Below are 22,390 nucleotides of genomic sequence, written 5' to 3' on the forward strand. Positions count from 1 at the left end.
GTCAATATTCAAATTATATTTTTATTTTTTTGGTATTTTTAACTAAATTTATTATTGTTTTCAATAGATTATAGTGGTACAATCGTATTGTATTTATATCGAAATCAACAAAAAGGAGTGATTATTATGAGTTTAGTACCATTTAAAGACATGCTTCTGGATGCACAGAAACACCATTATGCCGTGCCTGCATTTAACGTGGCGGACATGGAAACCATACAGGCTGTTACACAGGCCGCACAGGAGGAAGGATCCCCCCTTATTATCCAGCTCTACCATGCAGACCTGGAATTTGCCGGAGCCGACTATATGGTTTCTATTGCTAAGACTGCTTCAGAACACTGCACTGTCCCCATCAGCGTGAGCCTGGACCACGGCCAGAGCTATGACCAGGCAATATCCTGTATAGGGCAGGGTTTTACCGGCGTCATGATAGACTTGTCCAAAAATGATTTTGACGCCAATGTGGAGGACACAAAAAGAGTAGTGGAATACGCCCACGCCCGCAATATTTCTGTGGAAGCAGAGCTGGGAACCATCTTCGATGCAGATGCCCCTCTTGAAGTCCGTAACTCTGGACTGACTGACCCCGAAAAGGCCGCAGAGTTTGTTGGGAGGACTGGCGTGGACGCCCTGGCCGTCTCCATCGGGACAGCACACGGCGTTTACTCTTCCACCCCGGTCATTGATTTCGAGAGGGCACAAAAAATTGTCCAGACCCTCCCCTGTCCTACAGTTGTACATGGCGCCTCCTGCACACCGGATGTAGACATTATAGAGCTATGCCGTTTAGGTGTGGCTAAAATCAATGTGGGGACTGATCTGAACCACGCATTTAACAGAGGAATCCTGCAAGGTTTTAAAAAATACGGCGAGAAAGCGGCTATCCGTGAATATATGACAGAAGGCCGGAGAGAACTTATAAAGACTGCCCGCCAGAAAATCAAGATGTTCAGGACTTACATGGACTAAACCGCACACTCTCCTCACATATTCTTGGTTTAGATTTGTTCGCTCCTGTACATTGAATTTTATGCCGGCAGCACTTATAATGAAAATAACACAACAGGCAGATGTCACAAAAGGAGGATACATATGGGCCGAGAGAATATTATTTACCGTAACCCCCGGGAAGAGGATGCTGAAAAAATTGTTGATTTTTACAACTCTGTAGGCGGTGAGACAAGTTATCTGAGCTTTGAGAAGGACGAATATCCCCTGGATGCAAAAGAACAGGCTTCCTCTATCAAATCACTTAAGGGAAATCAGACTAATATCATGTTATTGGCCATGGATGGCGAAGAAATCGCAGGCATAGCCACAATTAATTCCAGCCATAAAATCAAATCCCGCCATGAAGGGGAGCTTGGAATTGTGGTGGCCAAAAAATACCAGGGCCAAGGTATCGGCACGGAGCTGATACGCCTCTTAATAGAATGGGCCCGGGGCAATGGCGTAACTACAAGAATACGGCTAGATACACGGACCGATAATACAGCCGCTGTTGCCTTATATATGAAGTTTGGTTTCACAGTAGAAGGCTGCTGCCGTAATTCTACACTCCTGAACGGCAAGTACTATGATTTATATATTATGGGACTGATGCTTTAGAATATTAAGATAGGGCTATCATTTAACATCAGGCGGGTGAAACTCACCCGCCTGATGTTTTCATCATTCATACGCCCGGTTCCCTTCCATCTGCCGGTATGTTTCTGATTGCGTTATCTTTAGAACTTTACTATAATAGAAGTAATCATTCGCTCACTGTGGAGGTCCTCTTTATGTGGAACAGAAAAGTACTTAAGAAAAAATCCCGCTGCTCAGTAAAGGCCAATTATTGGCGCATGATTGCAGTATGCTTCCTGACAGCAATGCTAACCACTACCTATGCATCTTCTACTACATTTGTGAATCAATACTCTGCCGGCACATATGACAAGGAAACGACCAATGCCGATACAGGAGCTGCCAATTCTGACGTAATTACAGATACAGTAGAGCAGATTACAGACTCAACCCCGGCAGAAAAAACATACCCGGCATTTTTTAATCACATGCCCAGTTATTTAATTGATATCTATACAAGCGGGAAATCTGTAATCTTTTCAATTCTCCGGGCCGTCAACAGTTTTTTATCAGACAACATACAGTGGGCCTCTGTGTTCCTGGCCGCAGGCGCCATCTCCTCCCTGCTCTATCAGTTCCTTGTCACCAATATGATTCTGGTCGGGGAAAAACGTTTTTTTCTCGAGGCCAGGAATTATCCGCAGGTAAGAATCAGTAAAATTTTCTATCTTTATAAGCTCCGATATTTAAAAAACCCTGTATGGGTCATGTTCTGCCGCAACATATTCCAATGGCTGTGGAACCTGACTATTATAGGCGGCATTGTCAAACATTATGAGTACAGTATGATCCCCTTTATTCTTGCTGAAAATCCCGCCGTGGGGCGCAGGAGCGCTTTCTTTTTATCCAGGGAGCTGATGCGTGGAAATAAATGGAAAATGTTCCTTCTTCATTTTTCTTTTCTGGGATGGCAGCTTTTATCACTCATCACCTTAGGAATGCTGGACTTTCTATTTATTAATCCGTATATTACGGGAACAGATGCGGAGCTCTATATGGAATTAAGGCACAATTACATTCTGGCCCGTTCTCCAGGATATGAATTTTTTAACGATTCACTTTTAGAAAGGGTCCCTTCCGAGGATGAACTTCTAATCAGCAAAGCGCTGTATGATGATTCCGAAGGCCCCTATACAAAAATATCTTATTTTGCCCCTGAACAATATCCTGTATTTTTGTTTTCTATCCAACCTCCGGCCAGGGCTGTCAAAATGCCTGTACATACGGGTAAAAAATACGGCTTTTTATCCTGTGTTTTTCTATTTTTTGCTTTTTCCGTTTTCGGATGGATTCTGGAATCCTTTATCCATCTGGCACGCGATGGTGTATTTATCAACACCGGCTTCCTGTACGGTCCGTGGCACCCGCTGTATGGCCTGTGCGGCTTATTTGTGATTCTCTTAATTAAAAAAATTGCACATCGTCCGGTTCTGTCATTCCTGATAATGTCGTCCGTGTACACCTGTGTGGGTATTGAATATTTACAAAGTCCACTGGCAGTATATACATCCAGGATTATCCCTGAAGGATACAGTGAATATTCCGCAGGTTTAAGCAGAGGCGTCTTTTTTGCCCTGGTAAGCTGTGCTTTCCTGTATTATCTGGCACCTAAATGGGACGATCTGTTCAGACGCCTCCCCATTCTTGCCAGAGTGCTGATTTGCCTGCTGCTCTGCGGACTGTTTGCTGCAGATATCCTATATACATTTTAAAGTGTACCAAATGTACATTTCCATAGGGCCTGCCCACTTCTATACTATCGGATAATATATGCTATTATATTGACACAAAATATTTTCCGGGCATGTTAGGATAATTCCAGGCAGACTGGCCCTCTTAGATAAATTTTTTATTCGGATTTTTATTTCAGAAAGGATGATTTCATGAGCGAAATTTACGTAAGCAGACAACATTTTACAACACAGCCAGACTGTACAAGACGGATAGAAGCTGAAATTGCAGTCTATGCTCTCCTTGACAGGCTTCATATCCCCTATGAAGGGGTGGATCACGATGTGGCCCCCACCATCGAAGCCTGCAAGGCTGTAGAGGAGGAGCTTGGCATCATGCCCTGTAAAAACTTATTCCTCAGAAACCGTCAAAAAACTTCATTTTACTTGCTTCTTATGCCAGGGGAAAAGAAATTCCTGACAAAAGATCTGTCCGGCCAATTGCATATTTCAAGGCTTTCCTTTGCAGAGCCAGAATTTATGGAAAAATATCTTGGCCTTACTCCCGGCTCTGTCAGTGTTCTGGGCCTGATGAACGACAGCGGCCGGGATGTGAGCCTATTAATCGACAGAGACCTCCTAAGCTGTCAATATATTGGCTGCCACCCATGTATAAATACTTCCAGCCTGAAAATAAAGACCGGGGATATTCTGAATAAATTTTTAGAACATACTGGCCACTCTTATTGTGAGGTTACACTTTAACATTGCATTTTGTATTTAAAAATACTATAATCCCTATATAAAACTGATAAAATTTATAACCTATAAAGGAGCCGATTATGAAAAAGAGAGTCGTTGTCGCACTGGGCCACCGGGCGCTGGGCACCACCCTTCCCGAGCAAAAGACAGCTGTTAAAAATACAGCCGAATCTATAGCCGATTTGATAGCACAGGGATATCAAGTGGCTATCACACACAGCAATGCCCCCCAGGTAGGTATGATACACACTGCCATGAATGAGTTCGGCAAGTCCCATGATAATTATACACCTGCGCCTATGTCCGTCTGCTCTGCAATGAGCCAGGGTTATATAGGGTATGACCTTCAAAATGGAATACGCGAGGCCCTGCTGAACCGCGGTATCTACCGTACTGTGAGCACAATCCTGACCCAGGTGATTGTAGACCCCTATGACGAAGCCTTTTATACGCCCACAAAAGTACTGGGACGATATATGAGCGCAGATGAAGCCAATGAGGAAAGAAAAAAAGGCAATTATGTAATTGAAGAGGCCGGAAAGGGTTTTCGGCGTGTTGTTTCTGCCCCCAACCCAGTCAAAATTGTAGAGCTGGATGCCATCAAAGCACTTCTGGATGCTGACCAGGTTGTAATTGCCTGCGGGGGAGGCGGCATTCCCGTACTTGAACAAGATAACCACCTTAAAGGGGCGAGTGCCGTTATAGAAAAAGATTTAACAGCCGGAAAGCTGGCAGAAGGCATCAATGCAGATGAATTAATCATACTTACAAGCGTAGATCAGGTATGCCTCAACCTGGGACAATCCAATGAACAAAAGCTTGGAGAGATTACTGCCGCGCAGGCCAGAGAATATATGGAACAAGGGCATTTCGGGATTTATAATATGTTCCCTAAATTACAGGCAGCAGTAGAATTTATTGAAAAACGCGGTGGACGCAGCGCATTAATCACTTCCTTTGATAAAGCAAAAGAAGGACCGCACGCAAAGACAGGCACAATTATTCACGGGTAAGGAGGAATAAAAAGGGGACTGTCCCTAGTTCAAAGGGGACTGTCCCTTTTGCTCTCCATTTTCAGAATATTCTTAAAACTCGTTCTATCACCTGATATAAGATCACTTCTGATTGGCAGGCTCCACAGCCACTGATTTTCCTTTTATTTTAGTGTTGTTCATCGCATTAAGCACATCTCTCGCATATTCCCTGGGGACTTCCACAAATGTATATTTATCAAACATATCTATGGAGCCGATCAATTTACCTGGTATTCCGCTTTCTCCGGCAATTGCACCAACAATGTCTCCCGGTTTCGCTTTATTTTTCTTGCCTATATTTATAAACAGGCGGACCATCCCCGCCTCCTCGGCTCCTGTATCGCCAAACTCAGGTTCGGATGCATCTGTTTCATTCTGCCCTGAATTTATTTTTAAAAATGCTGCCGCCATATCCATGGCTGTATAATCAGAAGCATTCACCCTGTCCTCAATTGCCTGAAGATATCTGGTCAGATCTTCAGATTCAATAATCCTGTCAATCTCCTCCAGTATGTTTTCCATCTTTGTGGTAGCAACGTCATTCAATGACGGCACCTTTTGAGCATAAATTTTAGTTTTGCAGTAACGCTGGATTTCTTTCAGCTTATAGACTTCCTTTCCAGAAATAAACGAAAAAGAACGCCCCTCACGGCCGGCTCTGCCGGTCCTTCCAATACGGTGGACATAATATTCATCGTCCTGAGGCAAATCGTAATTGAATACCGCTTCCACCTCTTCCACATCAATTCCCCTGGCAGCCACATCTGTAGCCACAAGAATATCGGTTTTGCCACTCCTGAATCCCTGCATCACCCTGTCTCGCTGAGCTTGTTTCATATCGCCGTGAAGGCCGGCAGCAAAATATCCTCTTCCAAGCAGGCCATTTACCAGTAAATCCACCTGTCTCTTTGTATTACAAAATACAACAGAAAGCTTAGGTGTATAGATATCCAGAAGCCTGGATAACACTTCCTCCTTATTCTTGGGCCTGACTTCATAATAATACTGCTCAATATTGGGTACCGTAAGCTCTTTTTTTGTCACTTTAACAAGAGTGGCATCTTTCTGGAATTTCTTTGTAATATCCAGAATGGCCTGGGGCATAGTTGCAGAAAATAGAACTGTCTGCCGTTCCTCAGGTACTCCCTCAAGAATGACTTCTATATCTTCACGAAATCCCATATTTAACATTTCATCCGCTTCGTCCAGGACAATAGTATGAACATCCTCCATCTTGGTTGTTTTACGGCGCATGTGATCCATCACCCGTCCAGGCGTCCCGATAATAAGCTGTGTCCCACTCTTTAACGAACGGATTTGTTTCACAATCTCCTGGCCTCCATAGATAGGCAGGACTTTGATCCCATGCATATATTTTGCCAAATTACGTATCTCTTCTGCCACCTGGATTGCCAATTCCCTTGTAGGGCACAAAACTACTGCCTGCAGTTTCTTACTCTTGGGGTTGATCTTTTCCAGAAGCGGAATCCCAAAAGCTGCCGTTTTTCCCGTTCCTGTCTGGGCCTGGCCGATAACATCCACTCCGCTTCTCATAACAGGGATAGCTTTTGCCTGAATCGGCGAAGCCTCTTCAAATCCCATCTTCTTTACAGCTTTAACGATCTCTGGGCAAAGGCCCATTTCCTCAAATCTTACTTCTTCCATATATCTCCTTTTCGCTTAAAAATATACCGCCATTTAAACAACGACAATAATCACTACACAACATTCTGGAATAAAATCCCAAAAAAATACCCCTTACCCGATACCAAGTAAAGGATGGCTTGACAAAGTTTCAGATGTTATCATAACAGACTTGCAGCTATATGTCAATTTAGGTACAGGTCTGTTTTAAGTTTAGGACGTAATCTTTTTAAAAAGGTTACGTCCTAAACTTGCATTTTTGTAATAACAGGTGTAATATATGCATATACTAAACATAGTTTTAGAAACTACTTATTGTATTTTTCATTTCCAGGAGGCGTTTTATTATGACTAAAAAGCAATTTATCAAGGATCCAGGCAGTGCCATTACTCATTTTATAGGTATGTTGATGGCTATTTTTGCAGCCGTTCCTCTACTCATCAAAGCATCTCATGAGCCAGGGAAAATTTATGTGGTCTCATTGGCCATATATGCTGCAAGCTTAATTTTATTGTATGCTGCGAGCACTACCTACCATACATTTGATTTATCTGAAAGGGTAAATACAATCTTAAAGAAAATTGACCATATGATGATTTTTATCCTGATTGCAGGAAGCTATACTCCCATTTGCCTTCTTGTCCTGCCAGGAAGGACAGGAAAGGTTCTGCTTTCTCTTGTTTGGGGGATTGCCATTGTGGGAATTTTAATAAAAGCCTTTTGGGTATTCTGCCCGAAATGGGTGTCTTCTGTCCTGTATATCGGCATGGGGTGGACATGTGTACTGGCGTTCACACAGATTTTAAATAACATGTCCCGCTCAGCTTTTATATGGCTCCTTACAGGAGGTATAATCTATACTCTTGGCGGTATTATTTATGCGTTAAAAGTACCACTTTTTGACAGCAGACATAAAAATTTTGGCAGCCATGAAATTTTTCATCTATTTGTGATGGGCGGCAGCGCATGCCACTTTGTGGTTATGTACGCCTTTCTCCTGCCTTAATAATTTCTCAATTTAAATGTGCCTCATTCTATTTCCAGATATTTTATGGAGAAATCCAAGATATAATGCAGAAAAATACTCTTTATCAAGTAAGATCTATGGCAATTTTAGTCCTTACTGACAAAGAGTATTTTAATTTTCGTCTCTCCGCCCTATTGGTCATTGGGCATTTCAATCATATAAATAATTCAACCCGCGGATTCTTTCTTCAATTCCATGTTTTGTAATATATTCACTGACGGTTTTAGGCACATACTGCTGCCACTCCTTCTCCTCTGCAATTAATTTTCGGACTTCTGAGCCAGTTATTCCTCTTTCGTCCTGGCCTTTTCTCCACAAAACTTCTGTCTCCACCCCTAATTTCTGCAGAATCTGAAAGCGCTCTTCATCCCACTCACTGCATATACTCATATAATAAACAGCATCTTTAGGTGCATATTGGAGAATCAAATCAGGCTGGCTGACCGGAAAGGGTATTATTTCATACTCTTCCCTCCCCACCCCAAAATCCTTTAATGCCTCCTGTATCATCTCGAACCTTTCAAAAAACGTAAGTGGATTGTCTCTCTTGGTTGTTCCATGTAAGTCATTCACTGATGTGGCGGCAAATGAAACAATATCTGAATGCGTAATACCTATATAGAGCTTTCTGCACCTCATCTTTGCGGCCAGTATATACTCCATGTGCTTTAAATGTAAAATCTGAAACCTTCCGTGTATAACCCCTGCTTCTACCATTATCCAGGCTCCTCTCCTGTATTTTCATCGCAGAGTCCTGATTGTTTTGCTGACACTGCATCATACAGTATTAGTATAATACAGTTTGGCCAAGAAAGCAAATCTGGCGGCTGCACACCAATTCCCACGTGCGCACCCTCCCCTGATATAAACCCTTGATAAATTATGGTATGCCCAAAAACTCATTTTTCATTCCACCATTTATACAGTAATCCCCTCCTTTTCCAAATACTGTTTAGTAACTGTCTGGCGGTCCACACGATGTTTTGCATAGAGCGAAACACACCACGTCAGAAGCTGTGCAAGGGGTACAGTCATCCACACGCCCAAAAGTCCCAATATAGAAATATGAGGCAAGATATTTAGTAAAACAAAAATTAAGACAGGTTCGGCATACACCAGTACATAAGACATTCCACTTTTTTCTGTGGCATATAAATACGCAGTGGTAATCCTCACATAAGATAGAAATAGAAGCACTGCCAAAAATAAAGGTAAATAATTGGAAACATCGGCATTTGTCTCCGGGGACGCTCCAAAAAGAATCCCCACATACCTCCGGGTAAAAAATAATACTGCCATGCAAATAAAAGAGATAACAGCGCTTGTCAGATAGGCAAAACCCCGCATCTGTTTCATAACAGGCACATTTTCCTCACTAAAGTATTTACTGATCAAAGGCTGGCTCCCATCGCCTACTCCTTGCAGCAGCAAATATACAATAGCTATGATATATGCAATACAGCCATATACTGCAACAGATTGTTCGCCTCCATAAACCATCAAAAAACGGTTCATAAGAATTGTTGTAATTTGGGGAGAAAATGTCAGGCCAAATGGAGCCACTGCTATTTTAAGGATCGTGCCAAAATACCCCCATACTTTTCTAAAAGAAGGAATAGAAAAACCGATTTTCTTTTTAACAAGAAATCCTATTGCCCCCATCATCGTGACTGCCTGCCCGATAATCGTGGCCCACGCGGCTCCTCCCATGCCCCAGCTATATACCCATACAAACAAATAGTCTAAAACAATGTTCGTTAAAAACCCTGCTATCATCGAAATCATGGCAAAGGCCGCGCCGCCCAGATTCCTGATAAATGGGACTAAACCTGTCCCGAACACCTGGAACGCCGCACCCAAAGCAATCACTTCCACATATTCGGCGGTCAAACCTAAGCTTGTGCCCTCCGCCCCAAGAATACTTAGTAATGGGGAAAGGAATAAAAGTACAGTGGCGCTCAGCAGCACACTAAATAGTGCAAGCAGGAACACTGTACTACTAAAACATTCCGTGCCCTCATCGCGCCTGTCTCTCCCACGCAGAATGGTAAACCTAATAGCTCCCGACAGACCGATCCCTGTACCTACAGCTTGAATGAATGCTGAAATTGGAAACCCTAAAGTAATACTTGCCAGGCCGGCATCCCCCAGGCTATTCCCCACAAAAAAACCGTCTACAACAGTATAGACTCCGGAAAGTGCGAAGGCCATTACAGAAGGAATTACAAATTGAAAAAACATACGCCGGTTACTCATTTTCTCTTTTACCTCCCCTATAAAATAGCTCAACAAACAAGGCAAGATTATCATTCAGGCTTGTCATACTATCCATTCCCATTTGCTCCATTACATATAATTCCAGATCCCGCAATTCTTCAATAATAGTATTAACATACTCTTCCCCCTCCAAGGTCAGATGAATATACTTATTACGTTTATCTGCAGGGATAGGTACAAGCTCTATAAAACCCCGCTTTTCAAACTCTTTTAAAATAGAATTTACTGTCTGTTTTGGAATCACCCACTTCTGGCTTATCATCTTCTGCGTACAAGTTCGGCCATCCTCATAAAATGAATACAAAACCATAACACTATTTAGCGACAGTCCATGGTTTTTGGCCCAATTTTCATACATAGAATTGCTCTCCCTCCAAAGGGCATAGTATCTCTGCAATTGCGCAATCATATCCGTCCTGCTCTCCATAATCCACCTCCCCATATTAGTCCTGTATCAGACTAATAAATTATAGTCTGTTTTCGTACTAATGTCAATAAGAGAATAATATTCTGAATATTCTGAAAATGGATGACAAAGGGGACAGTCCCTTTTGCAAAAGGGACTGTCCCCTATTTTCTCTTTCCTCTAAACATTCTCATGAAATGTCCGCATAATCACTTCTCTCTGCTGTTCCCGTGAGAGTTTATGGAAATGTACTGCATATCCAGATACTCGAATTGTAAGATTTGGATATTTCCCCGGATTTTTATAGGCATCCAGCAGGAGTTCCCTGTTCATTACATTGACGTTTATATGATGTGCCATCTGCTGAAAATACCCGTCCAGGATCTGTACAAGATTTTCCATCCGTTCTTCTTCCGTTTTCCCTAATGTATCCGGAGTAATGGAAAATGTATTAGAAATTCCATCACGGCAATCGTCGTAGGAGAGTTTAGCTACAGAATTCAGAGATGCCAATGCCCCATTCTTCTCCCTGTTATGCATTGGATTTGCCCCCGGGGCAAATGGCTCCTTAGCCTTACGCCCATCCGGTGTGGCTCCTGTTTTTTTGCCATACATGACGTTCGATGTAATAGTCAGTACTGATAATGTGTGTACTGCATTCCTGTATGTCTTTGTCTTTTTTAACTCAGCGGACATGCCTGCAAGAATTTCTTTTGCAATCATGTCTGCCCTGTCATCATCGTTTCCATATGTAGGAAACTCTCCGGCAGTCTGAAACTCTACAATATATCCATTGTCATCCCTGACAGGCTTTACTTGCGCATATTTTATGGCGCTCAGAGAATCTGCCAGCACAGATAACCCGGCTACGCCGCAAGCCATAAAACGTTCAACCTCTGTATCATGAAGCGCCATCTGAGTCTTTTCATATGCATATTTATCGTGCATATAGTGAATAACATTCAATGTATTAATATACAATCTACAAATCCATTCACGGTATTTCCCGAGCCTCTCCATCACTTTGCCATAATCCAGTATATCCCCCTCATAGACGGGCATCTCAGGGCCCGCCATACTTCCTGAATAAGTATCATATCCTCCATTGAGTGCCAGCAGGAGCAATTTAGGCAGATTACATCTTGCCCCAAAAAACTGCATCTGTTTTCCAATTTTCATAGCAGAAACGCAGCATGCAATACCATAATCATCCCCGTATACAGGCCTCATCAGATCATCATTTTCATACTGGACCGCATCTGTATCAATAGATACTTTTGCACAGAAATCTTTAAATCCCTGGGGAAGGTCCTTTGACCATAAAATTGTCAGATTAGGCTCAGGCGCTGCCCCCAGATTATAAAGTGTATTCAAAAACCGAAAACTATTTTTTGTGACAAGAGTCCTGCCATGCTCATCCATCCCCCCTACAGATTCCGTAATCCACATGGGATCCCCTCCGAATAATTCATTATAATCCGGTGTCCGCAGATGCCTTGCCAAACGGAGCTTCATCACGAAATCATCAATCAGTTCCTGGGCATGTTTTTCATCTAGCTTCCCTGACTCCATATCCCGCTGAATATAAATATCTAAAAAGCTGCCTGTACGCCCTAAAGACATAGCCGCCCCGTTCTGCTCTTTAATCGCTGCCAGGTACGCAAAATAGGTCCACTGGATAGCTTCTCTGGCATCCCAGGCAGGCTTTGAAATATCATACCCATACATCTGGGCCATTTCTTTCATTTTATTCAGAAAATGAATCTGCTGATATATCTCTTCTGACAGCCGGATAGACTCCACATCAAAATCTTCTTTTCCTATTTCTGCCTTATCCCTTTTCTTCTCTTCTATCAATATATCTACTCCATACAGAGCCACACGCCTGTAATCACCAATTATACGTCCGCGCCCGTATGCATCCGGCAGTCCGGTCAGTATTCCTGCATGCCTGACCCTCCGCATTTCATCTGTATATACTCTGAATACCCCGTCGTTATGGGTAGTCCTGTATTGGAATTCCTGCTCTATCTTCTCTGAAAGTTCATATCCATAGGCCTTACAAGCCTTTCTGGCCATATTGATTCCTCCAAAAGGATTTACGCCTCTCTTCAGCGGCCGATTTGTCTGAAGGCCTACAATCAACTCTGCCTCTTTATCCAAATATCCTGGCTGATAGGATGTCAGAGAGGAAACAGACTGTGTATCAATATCTAAAACCCCTCCGAAATCCTGTTCCAGCTTTAAAAGGCTATTTACCCTCTCCATAAGCTTTCCAGTACGTTCAGTCTTTGTCTCCAGAAAAGAGCCATCCCCCTCATAAGGCGTCACATTTTTTTGGATAAAATCCCGCACATTAATTTCTCTTTGCCAATCACCTACTGTAAACCCATTCCACTGTTTGAAACTTCTCTGCTCCATGATTTTCCCTCCTGTTGGGCAGATGTGGAAAATCCGCCCGCATATCTGCTTTATCCTTCAGATAGCCTGCATCTCAAGCCAGAACCCACCATGCCAAAATCCATGGCTTTGCTCTTAGAATAGAAAGCTAAAGCATAGGTTATTAAGTTCCTCTCAGTCATTGGCGCCCTTATAGAATACGAAGTAATACAGATGCCTGCCGTACCCTTCTGTAAACCATAAAAATAGGGCAGCCCAACGATTGAGCTGCCCAGACGGTCGGCATTCTATTCTATGCTCCCATGTGGTATACTCCACGAACCGTCAGTTACATAGAACATTTTAATTTCCTTTAAGTATATTCATGTTGTTATGCTTATTATATAAACATAAATATTCCAAATTTGCAATACCCTTTTCTATCTCAAACAGATTCTTTTTCTTTCATAAGACTTCCCGTTTATCCCATACAAGCATTCACAAATTTTATAAGTACGTCCATGCGTGCAGCAGCCTGCTCTGGCGTCATTCCACTATCCAGGAAACGCTTACAAACCACTTTCATATTTTCACCCACTTCAATAATGTGCTTATCCGGATCATAAAAACGCACTACACGCAACCCTCTTAAGATTCCCCTCAAAAGGCGTGCCGCCTGTACCACTGAACCAGATCCTCCCTGCTTTCCTCATACCATTCCGTCGTTATATATAGATTTTTCCCTTTATATGGAACTGGCCGGCTATAGTACCTGCACTTCTTACTCCCGCCTTTATTGTCATCTCTGTTGTTTGCCAGAACAGGATATGCAATTTTGGAGAAAGTTTCCCTGGAAAAATCTTTATCTTTCAACTGTTCTACCTCATCCTCTGTCAGTTTGTTTTCTGCCAGAAGTTTTTCTATGAGTCTGTATGCCAGCCGGCCTGCAGTAACCGCTCCAAACGTAGCCTCATTATTGATGTCAAAGGTAGCCTTTACTAAAAACCGCAAATCTGAGGAACCGAGATTAAAATGCTCACACAATTCTTTTATAGCCGCAGCTTTAGACTGGGAATTTAGATTTGTATTAATATAGACTGACGGCCCTATTTCATACGGGGCGCCAAACCCGGCTGCCTCTTCACCACTCCATGAGTTTTCCATAGCCACATAACCCGCCGGGTCCATATTATAGATGGCCACATTTATTTTCCGGTAAGCATCTGTGACATTCTCAGTCTGTATTTCATTGCCCAGCAGAACCATCTTCACAATCGTTTTATTGGTAAGGTCGTAATCTTCATCATCCCAATATACCCATACCTCTTCCTCCTGCGCATCATAATCTGTCTCTGCCATAGGCCAAATCTGTTCTGCCGACCTATACAAGATTCCTGCACGCTCAAGTATCTCCCTCTCCCCCCAGGAATCACAGCTTTTCATGTATTCATTGAGATGAAGCTTACTCACCTCAAATCCCTTTTCCGGCAACGTCTTTTTCTTTATAAAACGGAGGTTGCTATAATCGCTGTTATAAGCCGTCAGCGTCAAATTTCCCACTGTGTCAATGTATTTGGAATATATGAATTCCCACTGCTCCCCTAAATCCGTTTTCCACTCTTCTGTCAGTGTTTGCGGCATAACATGTTCAATAGTCAATGTCCCGTCATTTATCTGCTCTTCCACGGCAACCACTTCTCTGCATCCGAAGTTCTCAAGCCTCTCAAAGAAATATTTTCTTACAGATGGCTTTACATTATATAATTCAAAAGTCGTAAACTTGTCTGTAAAGTCAAGGTTATTCGGAAAACGGCTTTTCCCTGTTTTACTCAATAGTGCATATTTAAAGGCATCCAAGTATGCTGTACTGTCCTTTTCCAAAATCTTCCCGATCTCAGCGCCAAGGCTGACAAACAGTTTATTATAGTACTGGGTCCCTAGCCCGCATACTATCCTCCTTGCCATATAGCTTTCCAATGTACCTATTGCCTCAGTCAATTCGGCACTGCTTAAAAGGCCTTGTTCAAACGCCTTAAATAGATCCAGTAAAATGAGAGTACAGCTGTGAATCTCTAATTTATTTATCCTGCACAGGACATTTTCATAGGTACTACGTCCCTTCACAGGATGTCGTATAGTTTCATAAAAACCAGCATACCGCAAAATATCTGAAAAGGTCTCTTCCACTCTGCAGGCCTGCCTCATCCTAAAATTTTTAAACCCAAAGTAAAGCCTGTCCTCCCTGAACAGCTCTCTTGTCTTTACTGCCAGATAATATCTAAAAAATACTTTCAGCTCATTGCGGGATATCGCCTTTTCTAAAGGTTCCCAGTACTTTTTATAAAAGTTCTCCTGCTGTGCCGCCGGCATCCCCATGAGCACATAATTACGGATTTTATCTGACTCATCTAATCCTAATCCCGTGGAATTCAGACTCTCAAAAATGAGCTGGGGATCATCCCCATCCTGTGGTTTCAAACTGATATTGACAATCATTAGTTTCATGACCGCATCGTATAATCCTTTTATCTCCTGCCCGTTTAGCTTGGATATTTCCCCAAAGAAATAATGGTAATTAGCAGTCACGCTGTTATTTTCGATTGGTTCCTCTTTTCCAATTAGGCGGCCGTATGCCTCATCATCTCCCTGAATCAGCTTCAGCTTCAATTTTTTCCCATCGTCTGCATATATGTCTGTCAAATACGCATCCATAATCTTCCGCGGGTTGATCCCCGTTTCAACGTCAGCATAGGCAGTAATATAATTTCTGATTGCAAGCAAAAGCAAGGATATGGTCGTAATCCTCTGCTGCCCGTCAATAATGATATGCTCATTACATCCGCCAACATCATTTGAAACATATACAATACTGCCAAAGAAATGAGACATGTAATTATTTTTATATACATTCATCAAATCTTTGAATAGTACTTCACAATTTTCCCGTTTCCAGCTATAGGCCCTTTGATAGACAGGGATAATAAATTTCTTATCCGTCCCATCTAAAAACCGGAACATTGATATCTCTTTCGCGTCCATCACATCTCCACCTTTCGTAAATTGCCTTGTTTCTCCCCATATATAAATAGTTAAAAATAATTATACCACAAGGAATATATCTGCGTCATAAAACTTTATCTGAGTCAAAGACCCCAATGCAGGCATACGGGGCATCAAACTAGCAGCGATGCAAGCATCGGGGCATTAGACCCTCGCGGCAGCCGCCAAATGGACATGCAAACATGTCCGCGTGGCTCGCTGCTGGCGGGAATAAAGACAATTGGCTCATCCCTTAAGCCTACACAATATCATTTCAAATGACTATTTACAAAAAATTGTTTTAGCGGTAAAATATAGTTGGGAATGAAGTTCTCCCTTGGGAAACCTAAACCGCTTATTGAGCTGATGACTTCTGTGATTCAATTTTCGCAGAAAAAGCATCAGCTTTTTTGCGTTCTAAGGAGGAAAAACCATGTTAACATCTCTTGCTTTTATTTTTCTTGTAGGGTTGGCCATGGCCGCAGCCTGCCAAAAGCTGAAACTGCCGCGTATTATTGGTATGCTGGTTACGGGTATTATATTAGGGCCCTATGCCCTAAATTTACTGGATCCGTCTATTCTTTCTGTTTCCGCCGACTTACGGCAAATGGCTTTAATCATTATTTTACTTAAGGCAGGGTTATCACTTAACTTAGCTGACCTAAAGAAAGTCGGAAGGCCTGCTATTATGATGTCCTGTATACCGGCGAGCCTTGAAATCTTAGGATATTTTCTATTCGCCCCCTATATTCTCGGAATTACCAAAATCGAAGCTGCCGTGATGGGCGCTGTCATGGGTGCCGTGTCCCCAGCTGTAGTTATACCTCGGATGGTTCAGCTTATGGAGTCAAAATACGGCACCGATAAAAGTATACCACAGCTTATTATGGCGGGTGCTTCCTGTGATGATATTTTTGTAATTGTCCTGTTCTCCACATTTTCCGGTATGGCGCAGGGTGGCAGAGCATGTACCGCAGACTTTATAAATATCCCTATTTCCATCATACTGGGAATCTCTCTTGGCGCTGCCGCAGGGTATATTCTCAGTATATTTTTCGAAGCGGCCTATGCACATAAGCAATATATAAGGAACAGTGTGAAGGCCATCATCATCTTGGGCGTATCTTTCCTGCTCATGGCAATAGAAACATGGCTGGATGGCATTGTTTCTATATCCGGCCTGTTAGCCATTGTAAGTATGGCCTGTGTTATCAAGATTAAAAGTATCCCTTTTGTGTCCATGCGTCTTTCCGAAAAATTCGGAAAACTCTGGCTTGCAGCAGAAATCATATTATTTGTACTGGTGGGTGCCGCTGTTGATATCCGCTATACGCTTACTGCCGGCATCCCGGCAGTATTAATGATATGTATTGCATTGTTTTTCCGCTCCTTAGGTGTCTGTGCATGTCTTTTGGGAACTCCCATAGCTTGGCGGGAACGCCTTTTTTGTACAATTGCCTACCTGCCAAAAGCAACAGTACAGGCTGCAATCGGATCTGTGCCGCTGGCAATGGGACTTCCCTGCGGCCAAATTGTACTTTCTGTAGCCGTCCTCGGGATCTTAATCACTGCCCCGCTAGGTGCGCTGGGAATCGACCTGACTTTTAAACGGCTTCTAAAGAAAGAGAACACTAAAATTTAATTTTAAATCTATTGACAATAATACAAAAATGCACTATATTAGATTTAGAATAATTCTAAAAATTCTATTTGAGGTATGACATGACACGTTATGGACAGAACATATTGGACATTATAAATACAGCAGAGGAGCATATGACTGCAGAGCAGGTATTTTTTGCATTAAAAAAGAGATTTGCCTCTGTAGTTATGGCGACGGTATATAACAATCTGAATAGTCTATATCAGCAGGGAAAGATCCGAAAGATTAGTGTAGAAGGGCAGCCCGACCGTTATGATAAGAATACAAGGCACGACCATCTAGTCTGCCGCCGTTGTGGAAGGCTGACCGACATATATTTGTCGGATTTAACTGATGACCTGGAAAAGCAAGTAGGCTTTGAGATTGAAGTATACGACTTAAAAATACATTATCTCTGCCCTGAATGTAAAAAAGCATCCTCATAGCTCCCTAAGCCTATACTTTTAGGGATGGGCATGGACTAGCGTGCCCGACAATAATTAAACAATCAAGGAGGAAACAACAATGAGAAGTATTACAACATTAGACCTGCAGTACGCGCACAGATTTTATGGGTTCAAAGGCGAAGCACAGTATTTACACGGACATACAGGTGTCTTAACAATTGAGGTGGAAGATTCAGTTGAGCCTGGCGTAAATATGGTTTTCCCATGTAATGAGATCCAAAAGACTGCCTGGGAGGTATTAAAGAACTTTGACCATGCCCTGATCTTGAGGGAGGATGATCCTTTACTGCCGGCTATTCTTGATGTCTATGAAAAACAGGGTATCCGTAATGGCGCGCCAAACAACCAAATGAAAGGCCCTGCTTTTAAAACAGAACTCGCAACTGCATATCCAGAATGTCGTTTGGTAGTTACAAAGGAAACTATGACCGTTGAAGGCATGATCAAGATTGTTTATGACCTGCTCAAAGACAAGCTCAACATAGCTAAGATTACCTTTACCAGCGGCGTCAATGCAGGTTCCGCTGATTTTAAGCCTGAGCTTAAGATTGACCGCTGTCCACTATGCGGTATCGCCCTGAATGAGAATGGTGTCTGCCCTAAGTGCGGATATAAGAAAAATTAAGATTTATCATCCATATAGACAGCTCTGCTAAAATACTGGCAGAGGAATACAATTTGCGGACAGCCAGAGGGAAATAGTTATAATTATCTCCCCTGAGCTGTCCGCATTTTTATACCCACAGGGCATCCCTTAACACATGTCCTTCGAACGGGCGGACTGCGTCCAATAAAGTATACTTATTGAACTGCTAATGTTCAATAAGGTATATCAATAGGGCATGGCGCCTCTATAGCAAGAGGCTTGCCATGCCCACCCTTTTTGGCCATACGCAGCTGTTTTACTCCTTTACTTTCGCTCCATTCACCGAATAACTATCCATCGGTTTCCCATCCAGAGCTGCGTAGAGTAATGTTGCTTCCCTGTCATATACAAGTTTTAAAGAAAAAAAGTCCCGCCTCTCTTCCAGCAGCCGGAAGAAGATTTTATCCCCCTCCCATATATTCAGTTCATATACTTTTTCCTTGTCCACCCACTCCAGCTCTCCTTCATCACAGGGAATGGCGTCCCCCTTAAATCCGTCTGCCGTGTATAAGGACATATACTCCACCACATCTTCACCATAAACAAAGGTCACAATCCCGCGGTAGCAGTAGGATGTTAAAGTATATCCCGTCTCCTCCTGCACTTCCCTGACAAGACATTCTTCTGGACTCTCCTGAGCCTCAAAATGCCCTCCCACTCCAATCCATTTATCCTTATTCACATCATTCTCCTTCACAGTCCTGTGGAGCATCAGATATTTCCCATCTTTCTCAATGTAACACAATGTGCTTAGTTTAAACATACTTACTTCCTGCCTCCCCGGCTTGTATCTGCCTGTAGTAAAACTAGATTCGGTAATCTGGAAGAAAACTAGCGCTTCTCTTCCCCCTGCCCTTGCACTCCCTGTGACATACAAAAAGTACGCCTTAAATCTTATCCACAAAGGTCGGTTTCTTTCAATGAGGGATATCCCCGGATATTATTCTACAACATAATGCGCCTCTTTTCAATATAGGCCCCTTACCTTTGTACAATCCCCAAACTCCGTATCATTGCTCCCCAAAAACGGATTTATCCAAACTATGCCTCACCCCTCCCTTCTGCAAACACTCCTACATTACAGCTCTCTATAATTTGTTATACCTAAAGAGCATCCTATAATGTATGCCAGTCCGTCTAAAGGGCATGTTTTATGGGACGCCCCCTTAGGCATATACTTTAGGAACCCCCTATATGGGGCATGGGATGAGTGGCCTCGGACATGCTATACTGGCAGGCTCTCCCTAACACACAATGTCCCCCATCCCATCTGGTTATTAGGCCACCTGTCAAATCCCGGCAGTCTCTGTGCACCCCTGCGCAGGTAAGCCTTCACCTTTTCACCATATAAATAGGCATCATTTCCCTTCAAGATCCCCCACTCCATCAAAAGGGCCGCGCTCCCTGTCACAAATGGCGTCGCAAATGATGTGCCACTGAAACTGGCATATCCGCCTCCAGGCACAGCTGTTGTAATATTAACTCCAGGTGCAGCCAAATCTGGCTTTGATGTAATGGGACTGCTGTACACAGAAGCAGGCCCCCTGCCGGAAAAATCAGCATAGCTAAATGTCAGTCCGTTATATGCGCCTACAGTAATGACTCTGGAGGCCGTGGAGGGAATTGTCAATGTCATATCACTTTTTGGAAACTGAAACGCAGTCCCTATGTTCAAAGCATTCTGGCTGGGAAGCCACATCTGGTATTCCCCTGTCACGATTTTTCTAGGCGTCAATATCAGCCTCCAAACACCACTGTCTATAAAAGACTGCCTGGGAAGGAAATCAATAAAAATCTCCTGCCTCACACTAAAAGGACTGGGTTCGCCATAGTAAAGCAGGATCTCTGTCTGGCCAAGCACAAAACGCTGAGGGCCAAGGATTTCCTGGATAGGCCCGACTCTGATGCCGGAGGGACTGACTATGGATATATCAATTTCATCCACATAGGATTTCCATATCTGCACATTTACAGTGGGTTCATTCACCTGTACCCCAAGCTGGACTGCCTCTTCTATATTTTCTTCGAGCACTCCGGCTGTATGCCCTGCGCTTACTCCTTCGTTTCCGCTGCCCACGCAAATGACACATTTCCAGTAATTTGACATATCGTCCAAATATCGCTCCAGAAGAGATGTCCCGTCGTGTGACCCATATGTATTCCCAAAACTAATATTCACAGCCACCGGCATCCCATACTCCAAACCCTTTTTTAAAGCATAGTCTACAGCCTGCATTAATTCTGTAGTCCTGGGAAACCCTTCCTGTCTGGGACTTCCCAATTTTACAATCAGCAGGTCGCTGTCTGGGGCGACCCCTGCATTCTGCCCGCCAGGACTCCCTGCACCGTTTCCTGCTGCAATTCCCGCCACTGCCGTCCCGTGCCCTGATATGTCCCGGCTGGGGACAACGGCCTCCCTGGCAGCTTGGTCCGGCTGTAAAAGCGCCTCATCAATCTGTTCCTGGGTATATTCTGTCCCGATGGCATAACCTTGGGGCGGGTTCCCCTGTATAGTCTGATCCCACAATACACGGATTCTTGTGGTACCGTCCGCATTTCTAAAATCCCTGTTTGCATAGTCAATCCCGCTGTCCAGCACAGCTGTCAGTATTCCCTTCCCCCGCAAAGAAAAAGGAGTTCTCTGCACCGCATTGATGCAGGAAACTCTCTTTCCGTTTGCCACTTCAAAGAACAGCCTCTTTGGTTTCTCAATATATTCAACCTGTGGAACAGCCGAAAGAGCCTCCACCAAATTCTCTCTGACCGTCAGGATCGCATATTCATTGGTCAGCTCTGTCACTGTCTCTGCCAGCTCCCGGACTCTGTCCAGGGATCCAGAATATTTAATGATCAAATCCCATACTTTATCAATGGGATAGAATCCAACTTCTAGTTCCAGTGATTTTATACGCTCTTCTTCCGTAGCATCTAAAGCAAGATTCAGAAGATTCTCTATTTTTTGGCTCATTCACCGCTCCTTATGACAAACTAATTATATCCTATTCCCCAGCTTTAGCCGAAGAGACGCCTTTTTAGCCGTGTACTTAGGCGAACTCTTTATAGTACACCTCTTTCACAGTATTTATTTTCCCTCTCCTTTATACGGTGCAAACACATAGGGAAGGAAGTATCCCTGGTCATGGCGGCACACTGGGCAAACTGAGGGCGCCTGCTTCCCTTCATGGATATATCCACAGTTAGTGCAGATCCATTTGCATTCCTCAATACCTGCATAATACTGATTATCTTCCAGCATTTTAGCCACCTCTGCAAAACGCATCTGGTGAGTATGCTCGATCTCTGCAATTTGGTAAAACGCAGAAGCTACTTCTAAAAACCCTTCTTCCTTCGCCGTATCTCCAAACGCCTGATAGACATCCTCATATTCCTCTCTCTCATTATGCTCCGCCGCCCGTAAAAGCTCTGCCAAGGTAGGCTGCTGGTCTACTGGATAGCTTCCATCAATCGTAATAGTCTCGCCTGCCATATCTTCAAGTAAATCATAGAATCTTTCAGCGTGGGCCCTCTCCTGATCTGCAGTATACAGGAAAATATCAGAAATTGTATACATCTTCAGATCTCTGGCTTTGTCCGCCGCAATCGTATATCTATTCCTCGCCTGACTCTCACCCGCAAAGGCCCTCATCAGATTTTCTTTTGTTTTGCTTTCTGCAAAATTAACAGCCATAATACACACTCCTTTTTTATAAGTAGTATGTACCATAGACGGTAAAATATACCTTATTTCACAGCTTTTTGCTGTGGAT

The 22,390-nt window shown here is 43.2% G+C and carries 19 protein-coding genes, 1 pseudogene and 2 riboswitches; of the genes and pseudogenes, 9 read left to right on the top strand and 11 right to left on the bottom strand.

Annotated elements, in window-relative coordinates; all coding sequences use genetic code 11:
• The first annotated feature begins 126 nt into the window (after positions 1 to 126).
• The 5 genes from EFA47_RS12765 to arcC all read left to right on the top strand — a co-directional run bounded on the left by EFA47_RS12765 (position 127) and on the right by arcC (position 5,074).
• Positions 127 to 972 carry a class II fructose-bisphosphate aldolase gene (locus EFA47_RS12765; RefSeq protein WP_122643633.1) on the top strand — a complete coding sequence of 282 codons (846 nt, stop codon included), beginning with the start codon at positions 127 to 129 and terminating at the stop codon, positions 970 to 972.
• A gap of 123 nt (positions 973 to 1,095) precedes the next feature.
• Complete coding sequence (locus tag EFA47_RS12770; protein ID WP_122643634.1) at positions 1,096 to 1,611, top strand: GNAT family N-acetyltransferase; 516 nt, start codon at positions 1,096 to 1,098, stop codon at positions 1,609 to 1,611.
• A 173-nt stretch (positions 1,612 to 1,784) separates the two neighbouring features.
• A complete protein-coding gene (locus EFA47_RS12775; protein WP_122643635.1) occupies positions 1,785 to 3,341 on the top strand; it encodes a DUF975 family protein in 1,557 nt (518 codons plus the stop codon).
• 171 nt (positions 3,342 to 3,512) lie between these two features.
• The gene (locus EFA47_RS12780; RefSeq protein ID WP_122643636.1) at positions 3,513 to 4,064 is read left to right on the top strand and encodes a prolyl-tRNA synthetase associated domain-containing protein; all 552 of its coding nucleotides are present in this window, start codon (positions 3,513 to 3,515) and stop codon (positions 4,062 to 4,064) included.
• A 77-nt stretch (positions 4,065 to 4,141) separates the two neighbouring features.
• Complete coding sequence (arcC, locus tag EFA47_RS12785; RefSeq protein ID WP_122643637.1) at positions 4,142 to 5,074, top strand: carbamate kinase; 933 nt, start codon at positions 4,142 to 4,144, stop codon at positions 5,072 to 5,074.
• 102 nt (positions 5,075 to 5,176) lie between these two features.
• On the opposite strand, the gene EFA47_RS12790 is transcribed toward arcC, so the two are convergent.
• Entirely contained in the window at positions 5,177 to 6,760 is a 1,584-nt protein-coding gene (locus tag EFA47_RS12790) for a DEAD/DEAH box helicase (protein ID WP_122643638.1), read from the bottom strand.
• 326 nt (positions 6,761 to 7,086) lie between these two features.
• Here EFA47_RS12790 and trhA point away from each other — a divergent pair, with 326 nt between their 5' ends.
• Positions 7,087 to 7,746, top strand: coding sequence for a PAQR family membrane homeostasis protein TrhA (trhA, locus tag EFA47_RS12795; protein ID WP_122643639.1), 660 nt, complete (start codon positions 7,087 to 7,089; stop codon positions 7,744 to 7,746).
• Between the two features lie 171 nt (positions 7,747 to 7,917).
• Here trhA and EFA47_RS12800 read toward each other — a convergent pair whose 3' ends face one another.
• From EFA47_RS12800 to EFA47_RS12825, 7 genes and pseudogenes are all read right to left on the bottom strand, one after another.
• The gene (locus EFA47_RS12800) at positions 7,918 to 8,484 is read right to left on the bottom strand and encodes a nucleotidyl transferase family protein (RefSeq protein WP_122643640.1); all 567 of its coding nucleotides are present in this window, start codon (positions 8,482 to 8,484) and stop codon (positions 7,918 to 7,920) included.
• On the bottom strand, positions 8,484 to 8,612 hold the full coding sequence (locus EFA47_RS20280) for a hypothetical protein (RefSeq protein ID WP_268888467.1): 129 nt from the start codon (positions 8,610 to 8,612) through the stop codon (positions 8,484 to 8,486). The genes EFA47_RS12800 and EFA47_RS20280 overlap by 1 nt, the downstream gene beginning before the upstream one ends.
• 73 nt (positions 8,613 to 8,685) lie before the next feature.
• On the bottom strand, positions 8,686 to 10,023 hold the full coding sequence (locus EFA47_RS12805; protein ID WP_122643641.1) for an MATE family efflux transporter: 1,338 nt from the start codon (positions 10,021 to 10,023) through the stop codon (positions 8,686 to 8,688).
• The gene (locus EFA47_RS12810) at positions 10,016 to 10,471 is read right to left on the bottom strand and encodes a MarR family winged helix-turn-helix transcriptional regulator (protein WP_122643642.1); all 456 of its coding nucleotides are present in this window, start codon (positions 10,469 to 10,471) and stop codon (positions 10,016 to 10,018) included. The genes EFA47_RS12805 and EFA47_RS12810 overlap by 8 nt, the downstream gene beginning before the upstream one ends.
• Before the next feature lie 159 nt (positions 10,472 to 10,630).
• Positions 10,631 to 12,871 (bottom strand): formate C-acetyltransferase, encoded by a 2,241-nt coding sequence (pflB, locus tag EFA47_RS12815; RefSeq protein ID WP_122643643.1) that lies wholly within the window; start codon positions 12,869 to 12,871, stop codon positions 10,631 to 10,633.
• A 241-nt stretch (positions 12,872 to 13,112) separates the two neighbouring features.
• A riboswitch (ZMP/ZTP riboswitch) is annotated at positions 13,113 to 13,192 on the bottom strand.
• A 118-nt stretch (positions 13,193 to 13,310) separates the two neighbouring features.
• Positions 13,311 to 13,475 (bottom strand): annotated as a pseudogene (locus EFA47_RS12820) (glyoxalase); the annotation flags it as partial.
• Positions 13,476 to 13,489: 14 nt separating this feature from the next.
• Positions 13,490 to 15,868 (bottom strand): DUF262 domain-containing protein, encoded by a 2,379-nt coding sequence (locus EFA47_RS12825; RefSeq protein ID WP_122643644.1) that lies wholly within the window; start codon positions 15,866 to 15,868, stop codon positions 13,490 to 13,492.
• Between the two features lie 311 nt (positions 15,869 to 16,179).
• A riboswitch (Fluoride riboswitch) is annotated at positions 16,180 to 16,251 on the top strand.
• Between the two features lie 50 nt (positions 16,252 to 16,301).
• Between EFA47_RS12825 and EFA47_RS12830 the strand changes: the two genes are divergently transcribed.
• The 3 genes from EFA47_RS12830 to EFA47_RS12840 all read left to right on the top strand — a co-directional run bounded on the left by EFA47_RS12830 (position 16,302) and on the right by EFA47_RS12840 (position 18,602).
• Entirely contained in the window at positions 16,302 to 17,510 is a 1,209-nt protein-coding gene (locus tag EFA47_RS12830) for a cation:proton antiporter (RefSeq protein WP_122643645.1), read from the top strand.
• Between the two features lie 80 nt (positions 17,511 to 17,590).
• Entirely contained in the window at positions 17,591 to 17,956 is a 366-nt protein-coding gene (locus EFA47_RS12835) for a Fur family transcriptional regulator (RefSeq protein ID WP_122643646.1), read from the top strand.
• A gap of 79 nt (positions 17,957 to 18,035) precedes the next feature.
• Complete coding sequence (locus tag EFA47_RS12840) at positions 18,036 to 18,602, top strand: 6-pyruvoyl trahydropterin synthase family protein (RefSeq protein WP_122643647.1); 567 nt, start codon at positions 18,036 to 18,038, stop codon at positions 18,600 to 18,602.
• A gap of 277 nt (positions 18,603 to 18,879) precedes the next feature.
• Here EFA47_RS12840 and EFA47_RS12845 read toward each other — a convergent pair whose 3' ends face one another.
• From EFA47_RS12845 to rbr, 3 genes are all read right to left on the bottom strand, one after another.
• On the bottom strand, positions 18,880 to 19,386 hold the full coding sequence (locus EFA47_RS12845; protein ID WP_122644533.1) for an NUDIX hydrolase: 507 nt from the start codon (positions 19,384 to 19,386) through the stop codon (positions 18,880 to 18,882).
• A gap of 462 nt (positions 19,387 to 19,848) precedes the next feature.
• On the bottom strand, positions 19,849 to 21,591 hold the full coding sequence (locus EFA47_RS12850) for a S8 family peptidase (RefSeq protein ID WP_122643648.1): 1,743 nt from the start codon (positions 21,589 to 21,591) through the stop codon (positions 19,849 to 19,851).
• A gap of 114 nt (positions 21,592 to 21,705) precedes the next feature.
• Positions 21,706 to 22,311 (bottom strand): rubrerythrin, encoded by a 606-nt coding sequence (gene rbr, locus EFA47_RS12855; protein ID WP_122643649.1) that lies wholly within the window; start codon positions 22,309 to 22,311, stop codon positions 21,706 to 21,708.
• Between the last annotated feature and the right edge of the window lie 79 nt (positions 22,312 to 22,390).

It is taken from the genome of Luxibacter massiliensis (assembly GCF_900604355.1).
GTDB classification, from domain to species: domain Bacteria; phylum Bacillota; class Clostridia; order Lachnospirales; family Lachnospiraceae; genus Luxibacter; species Luxibacter massiliensis.

Excerpts from the sequence above, each read along its gene's own strand:
- arcC (WP_122643637.1), top strand. The coding sequence starts at position 4,142 with ATGAAAAAGAGAGTCGTTGTCGCACTGGGCCACCGGGCGCTGGGCACC.
- EFA47_RS12850 (WP_122643648.1), bottom strand. The coding sequence starts at position 21,591 with ATGAGCCAAAAAATAGAGAATCTTCTGAATCTTGCTTTAGATGCTACG.
- EFA47_RS12790 (WP_122643638.1), bottom strand. The coding sequence starts at position 6,760 with ATGGAAGAAGTAAGATTTGAGGAAATGGGCCTTTGCCCAGAGATCGTT.
- EFA47_RS12835 (WP_122643646.1), top strand. The coding sequence starts at position 17,591 with ATGACACGTTATGGACAGAACATATTGGACATTATAAATACAGCAGAG.
- EFA47_RS12830 (WP_122643645.1), top strand. The coding sequence starts at position 16,302 with ATGTTAACATCTCTTGCTTTTATTTTTCTTGTAGGGTTGGCCATGGCC.
- EFA47_RS12780 (WP_122643636.1), top strand. The coding sequence starts at position 3,513 with ATGAGCGAAATTTACGTAAGCAGACAACATTTTACAACACAGCCAGAC.
- EFA47_RS12770 (WP_122643634.1), top strand. The coding sequence starts at position 1,096 with ATGGGCCGAGAGAATATTATTTACCGTAACCCCCGGGAAGAGGATGCT.
- EFA47_RS12800 (WP_122643640.1), bottom strand. The coding sequence starts at position 8,484 with ATGGTAGAAGCAGGGGTTATACACGGAAGGTTTCAGATTTTACATTTA.
- EFA47_RS12775 (WP_122643635.1), top strand. The coding sequence starts at position 1,785 with ATGTGGAACAGAAAAGTACTTAAGAAAAAATCCCGCTGCTCAGTAAAG.
- pflB (WP_122643643.1), bottom strand. The coding sequence starts at position 12,871 with ATGGAGCAGAGAAGTTTCAAACAGTGGAATGGGTTTACAGTAGGTGAT.
- EFA47_RS12825 (WP_122643644.1), bottom strand. The coding sequence starts at position 15,868 with ATGGACGCGAAAGAGATATCAATGTTCCGGTTTTTAGATGGGACGGAT.
- trhA (WP_122643639.1), top strand. The coding sequence starts at position 7,087 with ATGACTAAAAAGCAATTTATCAAGGATCCAGGCAGTGCCATTACTCAT.
- EFA47_RS12765 (WP_122643633.1), top strand. The coding sequence starts at position 127 with ATGAGTTTAGTACCATTTAAAGACATGCTTCTGGATGCACAGAAACAC.
- EFA47_RS12805 (WP_122643641.1), bottom strand. The coding sequence starts at position 10,023 with ATGAGTAACCGGCGTATGTTTTTTCAATTTGTAATTCCTTCTGTAATG.
- EFA47_RS12845 (WP_122644533.1), bottom strand. The coding sequence starts at position 19,386 with ATGTTTAAACTAAGCACATTGTGTTACATTGAGAAAGATGGGAAATAT.
- EFA47_RS12810 (WP_122643642.1), bottom strand. The coding sequence starts at position 10,471 with ATGGAGAGCAGGACGGATATGATTGCGCAATTGCAGAGATACTATGCC.
- EFA47_RS12840 (WP_122643647.1), top strand. The coding sequence starts at position 18,036 with ATGAGAAGTATTACAACATTAGACCTGCAGTACGCGCACAGATTTTAT.
- rbr (WP_122643649.1), bottom strand. The coding sequence starts at position 22,311 with ATGGCTGTTAATTTTGCAGAAAGCAAAACAAAAGAAAATCTGATGAGG.